Source organism: Paenibacillus sp. BR1-192 (genome assembly GCF_029542445.1).
GTDB lineage: Bacteria > Bacillota > Bacilli > Paenibacillales > Paenibacillaceae > Paenibacillus_AQ > Paenibacillus_AQ lautus_A.
On record NZ_CP120718.1, the window covers coordinates 2,117,174 to 2,129,812 of the forward strand.

Annotated in this window: 11 protein-coding genes; 2 read left to right on the forward strand and 9 right to left on the reverse strand. The window is 51.9% G+C overall.

Translation table 11 applies throughout. The annotated features are described in order from the left end of the window. Positions 1–141: 141 nt before the first annotated feature. The 6 genes from P0X86_RS09075 to P0X86_RS09100 all read right to left on the reverse strand — a co-directional run bounded on the left by P0X86_RS09075 (position 142) and on the right by P0X86_RS09100 (position 8,046). A complete protein-coding gene (locus P0X86_RS09075; protein ID WP_277748343.1) occupies positions 142–3,393 on the reverse strand; it encodes a carbohydrate-binding protein in 3,252 nt (1,083 codons plus the stop codon). 80 nt (positions 3,394–3,473) lie between these two features. Then, positions 3,474–4,547, reverse strand: a complete 1,074-nt coding sequence (locus P0X86_RS09080; RefSeq protein WP_277748344.1) for an ABC transporter substrate-binding protein — start codon at positions 4,545–4,547, stop codon at positions 3,474–3,476. Continuing rightward, on the reverse strand, positions 4,540–4,824 hold the full coding sequence (locus P0X86_RS09085) for a hypothetical protein (protein WP_277748345.1): 285 nt from the start codon (positions 4,822–4,824) through the stop codon (positions 4,540–4,542). Before P0X86_RS09085 ends, P0X86_RS09080 begins: the two co-directional genes overlap by 8 nt. Before the next feature lie 99 nt (positions 4,825–4,923). Continuing rightward, complete coding sequence (locus P0X86_RS09090; RefSeq protein WP_192569260.1) at positions 4,924–5,823, reverse strand: carbohydrate ABC transporter permease; 900 nt, start codon at positions 5,821–5,823, stop codon at positions 4,924–4,926. A 14-nt stretch (positions 5,824–5,837) separates the two neighbouring features. Beyond that, positions 5,838–6,728 carry a carbohydrate ABC transporter permease gene (locus P0X86_RS09095; RefSeq protein ID WP_036666123.1) on the reverse strand — a complete coding sequence of 297 codons (891 nt, stop codon included), beginning with the start codon at positions 6,726–6,728 and terminating at the stop codon, positions 5,838–5,840. After that, positions 6,715–8,046, reverse strand: coding sequence for a glycoside hydrolase family 125 protein (locus P0X86_RS09100; protein ID WP_277748346.1), 1,332 nt, complete (start codon positions 8,044–8,046; stop codon positions 6,715–6,717). Before P0X86_RS09100 ends, P0X86_RS09095 begins: the two co-directional genes overlap by 14 nt. A gap of 525 nt (positions 8,047–8,571) precedes the next feature. Here P0X86_RS09100 and sigK point away from each other — a divergent pair. Continuing rightward, the gene (gene sigK, locus P0X86_RS09105) at positions 8,572–9,273 is read left to right on the forward strand and encodes an RNA polymerase sporulation sigma factor SigK (RefSeq protein WP_006208952.1); all 702 of its coding nucleotides are present in this window, start codon (positions 8,572–8,574) and stop codon (positions 9,271–9,273) included. A 179-nt stretch (positions 9,274–9,452) separates the two neighbouring features. Here the strand turns inward: sigK and P0X86_RS09110 are convergent, their stop codons facing one another. The 3 genes from P0X86_RS09110 to P0X86_RS09120 form a co-directional block, all read right to left on the reverse strand. Then, positions 9,453–9,722 carry a hypothetical protein gene (locus P0X86_RS09110; RefSeq protein WP_192569258.1) on the reverse strand — a complete coding sequence of 90 codons (270 nt, stop codon included), beginning with the start codon at positions 9,720–9,722 and terminating at the stop codon, positions 9,453–9,455. 204 nt (positions 9,723–9,926) lie between these two features. Further along, on the reverse strand, positions 9,927–10,205 hold the full coding sequence (locus P0X86_RS09115) for a hypothetical protein (protein ID WP_096773007.1): 279 nt from the start codon (positions 10,203–10,205) through the stop codon (positions 9,927–9,929). A gap of 103 nt (positions 10,206–10,308) precedes the next feature. After that, positions 10,309–11,145, reverse strand: a complete 837-nt coding sequence (locus tag P0X86_RS09120; RefSeq protein ID WP_277748347.1) for a sugar phosphate isomerase/epimerase family protein — start codon at positions 11,143–11,145, stop codon at positions 10,309–10,311. Between the two features lie 302 nt (positions 11,146–11,447). On the opposite strand from P0X86_RS09120, the gene P0X86_RS09125 reads away from it, so the two are divergent. Continuing rightward, entirely contained in the window at positions 11,448–12,413 is a 966-nt protein-coding gene (locus P0X86_RS09125; protein WP_277748348.1) for an acetylxylan esterase, read from the forward strand. Positions 12,414–12,639 lie beyond the last annotated feature (226 nt).

Below are 12,639 nucleotides of genomic sequence, written 5' to 3' on the forward strand. Positions count from 1 at the left end.
GAGCCCGATCTCGCATTGATTAAGGTCTGAACTTGGAAGAGTGGCGCACGCACAGGAGATTAAATTCGAAAAAGATGACTCCCGAGTGACCGGGAGTCATCTTTTTTACATGTCATCCAGGGGGGCTAAAGCGCCTCCGGTTTACTCCAAGTCATCCTGCCAATCATGAATCAGAAAGTTGGCATCCGTATTCAATACTGCTTTGGCTTGATCGTTGATATTGCGTCCCATAGCCTCTTTATTCAGGTGCTTGGTGAAATTCTGCATATGTTTCACGGCCTGATCGCGTCTTCCCTTATCCAGATGATGCTGGACCTGGTTAAGGGCATTGCTCAGCTGGGGAATGAGTGCACCGCGTACATCGCCTGAATCCGTGAATCGCTCGACTAATTGTTTCATGGAATTCACGCTGGTGATGACCCGGAACCGGAGGTTTTTCCGAAGCTTGTTTCCTGAGCGGTCCTCGGTCGTAATCGTGGCGGTTTTATCGCCCAAGTTGCCGGCCAAATCAATGTCGATAGGATCCATGGTCATCGGATCGAGGGTGTAAGCCTTTCCGTCGATGGTGATTTCGGCAAAACGAATGGAAGAGTCCAGGATATTAAAACGAAGGGGCGTAAAATCCTCCATGGAATCGCCGTCTTGCAAGCTCTTGCCATTCACAGTCAGAGAGAAGGCAGGCGAGTCGGTTACCTCGAGGGTGATCCCCTGCGAAACATTGCCGGATAGATCCTTGGACCGGATGAAAAGCGAATAATCCTTGCCCGCTTCGATTCCTTGTATCACCGCTGTTTGAATTCCGCGATTGACCTCGATGACGTCTCCGACCTGCTGCCCATCGCTCCGCAGCGTAATTTGCACTTTTTGAGCATCGATATCGTAAGGACCGTCCCAATACAGCGTCATACTGCCCTCTCCGCGCTTCACCTGCACGTTCTCTACTTCGCCCGGAGCAACGTCGTCTTCTTCGGGTATGGTAGGAGGGGCAGGCTCCGTGAATACGGCCGGATCGCCAAAGGTGAATTTATCGAAGTTGTATAACCAGTCTCCGCCTTTAAAAGACATGAATACAATGTGTTTTCCCGTTACGGGAGTCGTTACGTCCGCCGAGAAAACCTTGAAATTTTGCCAGCCCCCGGTTCCAGAGACGGTTCCGGTAGCAATAACCGGCCCGTTAAGGCTATCCAATCGGACTTCAATTGTCCCGCCGCTAGTGTCGCTGGCCGCATTGACATGGAACTGGGTTGGGCTTTCGCTGCCGAAATCGATGTAATTGTACATGGCATAAGGATTATTCGGTCCGAACATGCCGGCCAGGTAGGTTTCCCCGCCCCCGGTTTCATTGCCGAAGCCTACTCCGTTCGTATAGTTTTCGGCTTCCAGCTTGCCGTAAGCATCCCTGGCTTTTCCTTTCATGGTTGTAAAGGTGAACCACTCCAGATTAAGGGGATAATCGCTGCCGTTCGCTCCCTTGAAAACCAGGTAAACATCGTGCACCCCTACGGCCAGGGTGTCATCGATATTCGCCATAATATCGACCCAACGATCCCAGCTTCCAAGCGCCGGAATTGGGATTACGCCTGCGGTAGGTCCATCCAGGCCGTCCAACCTGACTTCGATCGTGCCGCCCTGATTGCCGCTCGCCACATGGACGGTCACGCCTGCCGCGCCCGATCCAAAGTCGATTCCTTCATAAGCCGCATAAGCATTGTGATGGATGCCGTCTAAGTACCCAAGCTCGGCATGTTTGCTGAGACCTTCGCTGCTGTCGTAATTTCCCGCTTTAAGCTTGGCATAGGCATCGGTTTCGGTGGGATCGGTCGTCGTGAATTTAATCCAGTTCAAATTGAACAAATAATCGTCATTCGTTTTGGTGAAGACAAGATACACATCATGGACGCCGGTAATGGAGCTTGGCGATCCCTGGTCGTCCTTAAGTAGGGTGACGGCATCGATATAATTATTCCAGCCGCCCGTTCCCTCTACGTTCAAGGTCCCGACCTTGGGGCCGTCTTTGGAGTCGAGCCGGATTTCGATATGGCCTCCGCCCGTTCCGCTGGACGCCCTTGCGATGAAGCCGATCGCCCCTTCTGATCCGAAATCCACATTTTTATATGCGGCATAAGAGCCGTGCTGAATTCCGCCCAGTTGGAGCGAACCTTCAAACGCACCCTCGAGCACGAATCCGGAACCGATATTATAGCGTTCCGCCTCGATTTTATCGAAGGGATTCTTAACGCCATAATGAAGGTCGGCTTCCATCGGCTTGATGACGTTCAGAGCTTGAACGGCAGCAGCCGAGGACCAGGACTCATAGGTTCCGGACAGCAGCTGTCCTGCCCAGTTTCCATCCACGATCTGATTCGGATTGCGGTGGCTCCAGGCCATTTCGGTATTGAAGGCAAGCCATTCGTCGAATTCGGCGCTGAACTCCGGGTGCTGCCCGGTCTCATCCAGTGTTTTTTGCAGGTGGGCCAAATTGCGCATCAGGATCGTTTTGCCGCCCTTCAGATCCCCGTTGGGACCTTCATAGTTCAACACGCCGTTTGCATCCACCAGACGGCTCTTGGTAAACTTCGCGGCTTTGACCGCGTCGTCGAGGTAAACCGCATTCCCGGTCGCTTTATACAATCCGACGGCCGCTCCGATGTATGTACCCTGGTTGTAGTGAGTGGCGTCCGGAACCGCGCCGCGTTCGAGCTCGATCCGGTCGAATACTTTTCCGTTTCCGTCCGTCAGCATCGTTTTGCCCCATCTGAATATTTGGGTTGCCGCGTTTAGATAATGCTCATCCTTCGTAATATCGTAAAGATACAATGCCGCTTGTGCGGCCGGGAAATTGATGCACGCGTTCTTGGTGTTATGGTCGCTGTTCAGCCACCAAATGCCGCCGCTCGCGAATTCTTCGTCCCACTGCGTGTCGTACACGAAATCGAAATGATGCCTCGCCGCCTCCAAGTATCTTGGGTTCCCGGTGATTTGATAGGCTCTGGCGCTGCCCATCGCCCACCACATGATATCGTCATTGAACGGATTATTCGTCCAATCTTCGCCGTACTTGGCTACGGTGCCGTCATAAACATCGTCGATCTGTGTTCTGAGCTCAGCCTTCAAAGCAGGATCTGAGGTGTGCTGATACGCATCCATGACCAATTCCCACAGTTCGGCCTCCACCCAGAAGTCCTGATGCTTGTCGCGTTTGGTGTCCTTCCAGAACATCTTGGCGTTCGGATCCCAGAATGTTTCGTTATAAGCTTTCATCGCCGTATCCCCGTCCGATGCGGTATAGGCATAGGCTTTGGAAGAGCCGATCCCCGGCATGGATCCAAGCAAGAATGCGAGGGTCAAAGGCACCGTCAAAAACCTGAACCATTTGCCTGATCTTCGTGACATGAATATTCCTCCTTCATTTTCAATTGGAAGCCGATCCGGGCAGATTCGCGATCGGCTTCATGAGCGCTTGATGCTTCCGGTTATTTGCCGGTAGTGATCACGTTATTGATTTTTTCAGCCATCACATCCAGTTCGGTGATCGGGGCTTTGCCCATCAGTATGTTTTTCCATGATGCTTCGATGAACGGGTACGCTTTGCCCGCCCACGTCGACAGGAAACGAACCGGCTGCGTATTCGGGGATTTCAGAATATGATCGAGGCCTTCGCCTACTTCGGGATGGCCCGCCGCTTTCAGCGCATCGTAATAAGCTGCGGAAGAAGCCTGGTAGGCTGCAGGAGCGACCGGGGTCGATGGGAGGACCTCTTCATACATTTTGGAATTCAGGTACTTGAGCACTTTCCATACCGCCTCGGGATTTTTGAGCGTTGCCGGGCTGGACCAGCCTACGGCGTCGTAAATCTCGGTCTGGCTGTTCACCACCGGCATCGGCGCGTAGCCCCATTCCAATTCCTTGGGAGCCGTGCGGATCAGATCGTCCGCTACCCACTGTCCTTGCAGGGTCATCGGAACTTTGCCTTGTTTGAACGAGCTCATGGCATTCGTTAAATCAAAGGTAGGGGGATTCATGTAGCCGTTTGCAATCGCGGACTTGTACTTTTCGACGCCTTCCCGGAATTGGTCGCTGATTTCCACCTTCGTCGGGTTGATGATGGCGTCGGCGAAGGGAGCACCGCCCGCGGAAACCGAATAGAGTGAGACGTGGAAGGGATCAAGGGGGGCATAATAACCGAATTGCTGCACGCCGCCTTGATTGCTCGAAAGCTTCTCCATCGCCGCAAAGAATTCGTCATAGGTCCAGCCGATTTTCGGTTCCGGAAGGCCTGCCTCCTGGAAGGACTTTTTATTGTAAAAAATGCCGTACGTGTTCAAGAGACCCGGTAAGCCAACGAGCTTGCCATCATAGTACCAGCTGTCCACCACGCCTTCGTAAAAGCCCTCCATGAACGCTTTGTCCTGGGTGGCAAGCTCCGTCCAGTCGTAGAGTAGTCCCTTGCCGGCATTATCGAGCAGCATGTCGTTGCCGGTCATGAAGATGTCCGGCGCTTTCTTGGCCGTGATCATCCCGTTGATCTTGACGCCGTAATTATCCAATGGCGTAGGGATGAGTTTTACTTTGATGTCGGGGTTTTCCTCTTCGAATTTTTTTCATGGATGCCATGATTTTTTCGTTCATGGCCGCCGACTCCCAAGTAATCATCGTGACTTCGACGGGTTTGCCGGATCCCGCGTTATCTTGTCCGGACGGCGCGTTCCCGGAGTCCGCCGAACCGGAGCCTCCGCCGCCGTTCCCGCCGCAAGCGGCCAGCAGACTTGAGAAGAACAATAAAGCGATGATAGCGCTGGCCCACCCTTTTGCACCCTGTCTCATTGAAAGACCTCCCCAAAGGTAAATTTAATGAACTGAACATCACCTAGTTTTTCGCTTCAGCCAACCCGGTCTGCATCACCTCCCATCCGTGAGGACGACTTACTTCAAGCCTGCGGAATTCATGGAGCCGAGCCCCTGCATAAAAAATTTCTGGCCAAAGAAAAAGAGCAGCAGCATCGGCAGGATATAAATCAGATCCGCGGCCATGAACAAATTCCAGGCTGTCGCATAGGTGCCCGTATAGGTAGCCATTGCCAGAGACAGCGTCCATTTGCTCGGGTCGATAATATAGAGCAGGGGTTCCAAATATTGATTCCATGCGCCTTGGAACGCAAAGATCACCATGGTCATGATCACCGGCATCGACATGGGCACCAATACCTTAAGCAGCACATACAGGTCCGAAGCCCCGTCGATTTTGGCCGCCTCGTCAAACGAAACGGATATCGTTCTTAAATACTGGACGAACAGGAACGAGAACGTGGCGTTTCCAAAAAAAGCGGGCACGATGATGGGCAGCCACGAATCGTACCATCCGATGCTGGTGTACAGATTAAACATGGGAATCATGCCTACGAATCCGGGAAGCATGAGGCTTCCTATAAATAGCGAGAACCACAGCTTCCGCCCCGGGAACTTCAGCCGTGCGAGCCCGTACCCGACCAGCACCGAGCTGATAATCTGCCCGATCGTGCAGGTGATGGCAATGAACAGGGAGTTTCCGAATGTTTGCCAAAAGTTGATTTCCTTCGTTCCGGTCACGAAATTGGACCAATGAAATTCCCGCGGAAACCATTCGGGCGGAATTTTGAACACGTCATTGTTGCTCTTCAGCGCAATGGTGACCATCCAGAAGAGAGGGAACAGCATCGCTATGGCGCCGATGGCCAAGACCATAAATCGAAAGGCGTCAATCCAATTGAACCTTGCTCTCCGCTTCACGCGAATGTCCGCTGGATTCAGGTTTCCTCTTAGTTCCGGCCGTACTTCCGCTTGCATCGCTTCTTACCCCCTTATTTGTCGCTTTCGTAATAAACGAACCGGTTGGAGTACCGGTATGAAATAACGGTAAAAATCATGATGATAACGAACAGAACCCATACCTCCGCGATGGCATATCCAAACATTCTTCCGTTGAAGGCATCGGTATAGATCTTGTAATTCAGCAGGGAAGTGGAAAAATTCGGCCCGCCTCCGGTCAGCACCTGAACCTGGTTAAACGCCTGGAATGCGCCGATGATGCCGAGTATAAGCTGCAGAAACAGGATGGGCGTGATCATCGGAAGCGTAATGTTGATCGACATTCGCCATCTGGAGGCGCCGTCGACTTCGGCGGCTTCATACATGTCCTGCGGAACCGACTGCAGCCCGCTCAGAAAGATGATGACGCTGGAACCGACCTGCCATAAACCGATCAACACGATGGATGGAAGCGCTGTCGTTTCGCTCGTCAGCCATGTGCCCGGCGGCAGCCCGAACTCCCTTAGCAGCGAATTCGCCAGCCCGTATTGCGGCTCATATATGAACTGCCACAACGTGAGCGTAGCGATGGAGGGAACGACCACCGGAAGATAAAAGATGGTACGGAACCATTTGATGCCGGTCAGGTTTTTGTTCAGCATCATCGCCAACAACAAACCTAGGACCAGCGATAACGGAACACTCAGGATCACGAAATAAAACGTCGCGCGGATCGATGGCCAGAAAGCCGGATCCTCCGTGAACAGGTATCTAAAGTTCTCGAAGCCGATAAAACGGGGGGTGTCGTACCCGCTCCATTCCGTCAAGGCATAATACATGGACGAAAGCAGGGGATATCCGACAAAAACACTAAAGCCGATAATGGACGGCAAAATGAACAGATAGCCGATGACCCAGCCGCGTAGCTTTCTATTGGTTCCCATGATGATCCCGATGACCTCCTAGGCGTTCATTCGCTTTGACCCGAATGCCGTTATAGTCCATGATCAGCTCGCAGAACATCATATTTGCCCAAGAAAACCATGGGCGGGTATAACGGGCAGGGTCGTCGACCAGAAATCCCTCATGCATCATGCCGGTGCCAGCATCGGTATCCGCCATTAACCGAAGCAGCCGAAGCTTCTCCTCTTGATCGGTGGTCGTCAAGCCCTGAATGGCCAGCCCGATCGGCCATATATAACGAGTCGGCGTATGGGGGCTCCCGATGCCGGAGGCGGCAGTGCCTTGGTAATAATACGGATTGGCCTGGCTCAGCACGAACCGGCGGGTATTTTGATAGACCGGGTCATCGGTGCTTGCATAACCCAAATAGGGGATGGACAGCAGGCTGGGGACGTTGGCGTCATCCATAAGCAGGTGGTTTCCCATTCCGTCCGTCTCATAAGCGTAAATTCTGCCGTATTCGGGATGGTCGAGTACGCCGTACATTTCGATGCCATGCCGGATTTCATCCGCCAGTTTCGCCGCTTCCGCCGCCATCTGAGGATCGCGAAGGACGTCTCGGCAAATTTCCGCCAGATAACCGAGCACGACGACGGCGAACATATTCGACGGAATCAGGTATCCATAGGCGCAGGCGTCGTCGCTCGGACGAAAGCCGGACCAGGTCATTCCCGTATAAGCCACTTCCGTGCCTTTGCCGCCGCGGGGCAGCGTGTCGCTTGGAGGACAATCAAAGCGTTCGAAATAATACGGCGATTTCGATTCATGATGCTGTTCGGTTCGCCAAAGGGCCAGAATCGCCTTGGCAGCTGAATGGAATGTGTGATCGAGGTGAGAGGTTCTGCCGGTTTCTTTCCACAACAGGTAAGCAAGTTGGAGGGGGTAACACAATGAATCGACCTCATATTTGCGCTCCCAAAGCCAGGGGTTCATGGCGGTGCGATCGTTCTGATGGCCTTGACCGGAAGGCGAATCGTTAAACGCGTTGGCGTAAGGATCCAGCAGGATGAATGCCGACTGCCTCCGTACGAGCCCTTCGATCAGATCGGCCAGTCTGGGGTCTTGGCCTGCCGGAACGAGGAACGGCCGGATTTGCGCCGCCGAATCCCTCAGCCACATGGCCGGAATATCGCCGGTAATGACAAAGGTGGTGCCGTCTGGCTGTCTTCGGATGGTCGATCCCAGCGTGTTGTCCAGCATGCTCCTGAACATATGCCCAAGTTTTGGATCATCCGGGGTGCCTTCGGATATCGTGCGGTGCAAATCGTGCAAAACAGCAAAATAGTCCAACGTAAACATGTTAGCTCTTCTCCCTTCCATAGTTCCGGGTGTCGATCGTTGCTGTCATGCCCATATATAAAACGCTTACATTCAATATAATTACATACCAATTTAATGTCAATATATTATATTTAATAAATTTTATGCTGTTATATTATTTTGTTGTTCTGCGCGAGTTAATGGTGGTTCTTTGGATCGTTTACTTTGGTTTGAAGTGAGATCTCTTTGTTTTCAAGATGTGGATTCTGCTGATTATTTGATTTATATCATGTTATATTGATATGTGGCATACCTCTGGATTTTCGATGTTTCGGATCGTTTATGTTTGGCAGCAGGATCCATTAGATCCGCAGAAACTCCATTGGCCAAGAGAGCGAATGGCGTCTGGAATTTACGGGAAAGCGATAGCGCATTTAACGATTTTGCGCATCAGTTTCCCCCGTACAGGCACTTCTGGGCCGCTGCCTACATACAATGAGAAGACCGAGAAACCGAGCGCGATAAGGGCCGGTTGCATTGTAACTTCGCAGGAGGTGTCCTAAAGTGCCTGGATTGTTTACCGCAATTGCTTTGTTCATTAAAGAGTTGACCCTGCTCGTTTCGTATGTGAAAAACAACGCGTTTCCCCAGCCTCTGACCGAGGAGGAGGAAGCTAAACATCTGCAGCGAATGGCCGAAGGCGATCCTCAGTCGCGGAATAAACTGATTGAGCATAATCTTCGGCTGGTCGCGCACATCGTCAAAAAGTTCGATAACACCGGCGAGGATCTGGAAGATCTCATATCCATCGGCACCATCGGTCTGATCAAAGCCATTGAAAGCTTTCGGCCCAACAAGGGGACGAAGCTGGCGACGTTTGCTGCCCGTTGTATAGAAAACGAAATATTGATGCACTTGCGTTCGCTTAAGAAAACGCGCAAGGACGTATCCCTGCATGATCCGATCGGAACGGACAAAGAGGGGAATGAGATTACTCTTATCGATATCCTCGGGACGGAAGCGGATGACATTGTGGATGCAGTGCAGCTGAAAATCGAAAAGAGCAAAATTTATCGAAATCTGGACATATTGGACGACCGGGAGAAGGAAGTTGTCATAGGACGGTTTGGATTGGAAGCCGGGGGAGAAGAACGGACGCAGCGGGAAATCGCCAAGGAACTGGGAATTTCGCGCAGCTACGTGTCGCGCATTGAGAAGCGGGCGCTGATGAAGCTGTATCATGAGTTTTATAAGCAGAAACGATAAGAAGCGGCTGTTCTCACATCAAAAGGATCGAAGAGGATTGTCTATATAAAGAAAGATAAAGCCACTTCCATATGATGGAAGTGGCTTTATCTTAGTTGTTTCGGGTTAGAAAAAACGATGCTCGGCAAGAGGTTTCGGAAACTAGGCGTGCTCAGTCAAAACCATCATGATGCACGGTGTTATGTAGGGTTCGGCGCGCTCGGCTTGAAGAGTGAGCGCAGATCCAGGCGCGCATGACGCCCGGATTTGAGCTGCTGCCATTGCAGCACGCGGCGGATCGCCATCGGGGCGATGATGCTGCCGATCATGCCGAACAGATCGGATTGAAGCGCTCTTTGAGCGATGATGTAACCGCAAGAACCGCCGATAAATTCGATGGACATGTAGCGCTTGACGTTGGATAACGAAACGACATAAATCACGAATTCCTTCTCTTTCTTAATGGGCATGGTATACTCCCCCGCTCCCTCATGTCTTTTAACACTGCAGCCAACGGTGTTTCTTCCTGGGGATCGTGTGTTAGATGCGCGTTTTTTACATGCCATTTTATGTATTTTTATAGGCCGTTATGCATTCGGTGTCGGGTGAATACAAGCCCTGTTACGACAAAAACCAACCGTCTTGTCCAAATAACGACGGTTGGTTATAAACTCCTACTCAGGTTTCTCTTGTCCCGGATCTGCTTGCATGCTCTCGTCTTCGCCGGGATACTCCCGCTCGATGCCCATATGCAGCCGGCGATCCTCATAATCGAACCGATTCGGAGGCCGCTGATCCTTGCGCCAAGGCGTGCTCTTGCCGAGGGAATCGCTGCGAAGATCGGAACCGTAGGGTCCCTCGGGAAATTCCTCTGCCACCAGATCGTTCCGTTGGGACTCAACGGTAGACAAATCCGTGGACTCCGCTCGTTTTTCCTTCTCAAATCCGTTCATGCTAAAGACCTCCCGAAAAGGTACTTAACGTACCCTTTCAGTGTGCCCTGTATTAGAGGAATCATTCCGATATGTGCGCGGCACCGACTGTGCAAACTAAATATTACAGACCTGCAGCGCCGAATACGTTGTTGAAGGCTTGGCGCGATTTGGCAGCCAGCTCCTCTGGAGTACCCGCCGGTGTGGAAGGCGTCAATATTTCTTGCGTTACCGGGCCCTTATAGCCGATATCGTTCAGCGCCTGAAGGAAGCCTGGCAAATCAATCACGCCCTCACCCGGGTAAAGGCGGTCATTATCGAGCACGTCCCGAATTGGAATGTCCTTGGCATCGTTGATGTGGACATGAACAATCTGGTCTGCGCGCAGCTGCCGAATATCGGCGGTTGTCATCTCGTTGGTGTACCAGTGATAGGCATCATACAGCAGCCCGACATTCGGCTCCCCGATGGCATCGATCCAGTCCAACGTCTCTTGTACCGTCCATATGAACGGGTTCTTCCATTGGGTGCGCAGATGGTGCGGACCGACGAACTCCAGGCCCAATCGGATTCCGTATGCTCCCAGAATGCTGGCGCAGGCCCGCAGCCTGGAAGTGGCCAGCGCCATGAAATGGGCTGCAGGCGCGTCCGTGGAAGGAAGAATGTATGTACAGCAGCGGGTGCTGCCAAGCGCCTTGGCGGCGGCCGCGGCGGCCGGCAGCTTCTCGAGTTCGCTTAGGAACTGCTCGTTCGACCCTCTCCATTCCACCGGGAGACCGATCGCCCCGATTTCCAGTTGGCGGGATTGCAGCATTTCGGCAGCCGCTTCCGCGCCAAGCCGGTCCACAAGACCTTTTGCATCGATATCGACGCTTTGGAATTCATATTTGGCCGCAAGCTCGATAAACTGTAAATCGCTTTCAAGTTTTCCGAGCCCTGCGCTTGTTAAACCTTGCAGCATATTCATCGTCTCCATTCGCTATATGATGTCGTATTGCTAGAGGCGGGTGCTTGTTTATATCAACCCGTTTGGCATTTCATAGTTTCTATTATGATATGTTCAACTCTATAAATCTATGATCGCTTTTTAATTTTTTGAAGAAAGATAACGATGGTGGCTGCGGCCGATTCGTTATTTTGAGAGGATTTTGTAATAAACCGGCATGAATTCCAATCGTTTCGAAGGGGATAAAGGACGTTATGCCGAAATAACCATGTCATATGAACTTTCACTTAACACGCGAAAAGGAGATTTAACACAGAATGAATACCATTGAGCAGCGTAAGAAAGAGCTTGGCAACTTGCGTCCGGAACCAACGATCGACGAGCAGGTTTTGAATGTTTTTTGGGAGGGAGTGCTGAAGTCGCATGGGGACAGACCGCTTCGCATGGTTAGTAGACCGGAAGCTACGCCTTATCCCCATATGGAGGTATCTCGGGTAACCTATCATGGATATGATGATACTCCTATCAACGCTTGGCATATAGCGCCGGCTAATCATTCATCGAAAGCAGAGGCCAGGCCGTGTATCGTAACCTTCCCGGGCTATACCGGAGACCGCGGATTTCCTGAACGGTATGCTCATTGGCTGATGTTGGGGTATACGGTGTTTGCCGTCGACGTCAGAGGTCAGGGCGGGGAGACGGGGAATTTGCTGCCGCTGGACAGCGGCGTGGTTAAAGGCTGGGTGTCGCAGGGGATTACGGATATCCATCGCTCCTATTACATGGCCATTGCCATGGATGCCGTGAGAGCCGTGGATGCGGCGTCACGGCAACCGGGAGTAGACCCTGCAAAAATCGCCGTGGTGGGCGGGAGCCAGGGTGGCGGCCTGTCGATGCTGGCAGGGGCGCTGAACCCCAAGGTTGCGGCCATCGTAGCCGACATTCCCAACATGTGCAGGATGGATTACGGCATTTTGTATTCGGTCAGCTCGTTGAACGAAATCGCCCAATACATAAAGCGGTACCCGGAGCAGCTGGATCAGATTTTGGCGCATCTCGCGCATTTTGACATGCTGAATCTCGCACCGCGAATCCAGGCGCCGATCATGGTGTCCGTCGGATGGAAGGATACGGTTTGCATGCCCGAGACCATCTATGCGGCTTACAACCGGATCGAGGCGGCAAAAGAAATCAGGGATTATCCGTTCTCCGGCCATGAAGTCAGTGAGTATCAGAAGCGGGAAGGCGTTTTGTTCCTGGAACGGGTATTTAATCAGAGATAGACAAATGAACGGAACGGGAAAATAGGGCTTTGTCCCGTTCTAAGGATGTGTAAAAATGTGAAAAGAGATCACGCACGAACGGTATATCGCAAGTCGATTTGTTATATATATGTCATATAAATTAACATAAAACTAAATGTTGTTAACTTTTTTGACGTTAATGTATTGACAATCCTCTGTGTTTGCCTATAATTAAACCCAAGGACACAACGACCTCGATAAACAC

What these genes read in the sequence shown, in the direction of transcription:
- P0X86_RS09095 (WP_036666123.1), bottom strand. Translation starts at nt 6,728, where the DNA reads ATGGGAACCAATAGAAAGCTACGCGGCTGGGTCATCGGCTATCTGTTC.
- P0X86_RS09125 (WP_277748348.1), top strand. Translation starts at nt 11,448, where the DNA reads ATGAATACCATTGAGCAGCGTAAGAAAGAGCTTGGCAACTTGCGTCCG.
- P0X86_RS09085 (WP_277748345.1), bottom strand. Translation starts at nt 4,824, where the DNA reads ATGAGACAGGGTGCAAAAGGGTGGGCCAGCGCTATCATCGCTTTATTG.
- P0X86_RS09090 (WP_192569260.1), bottom strand. Translation starts at nt 5,823, where the DNA reads ATGCAAGCGGAAGTACGGCCGGAACTAAGAGGAAACCTGAATCCAGCG.
- P0X86_RS09115 (WP_096773007.1), bottom strand. Translation starts at nt 10,205, where the DNA reads ATGAACGGATTTGAGAAGGAAAAACGAGCGGAGTCCACGGATTTGTCT.
- P0X86_RS09120 (WP_277748347.1), bottom strand. Translation starts at nt 11,145, where the DNA reads ATGCTGCAAGGTTTAACAAGCGCAGGGCTCGGAAAACTTGAAAGCGAT.
- P0X86_RS09110 (WP_192569258.1), bottom strand. Translation starts at nt 9,722, where the DNA reads ATGCCCATTAAGAAAGAGAAGGAATTCGTGATTTATGTCGTTTCGTTA.
- P0X86_RS09100 (WP_277748346.1), bottom strand. Translation starts at nt 8,046, where the DNA reads ATGTTTACGTTGGACTATTTTGCTGTTTTGCACGATTTGCACCGCACG.
- P0X86_RS09075 (WP_277748343.1), bottom strand. Translation starts at nt 3,393, where the DNA reads ATGTCACGAAGATCAGGCAAATGGTTCAGGTTTTTGACGGTGCCTTTG.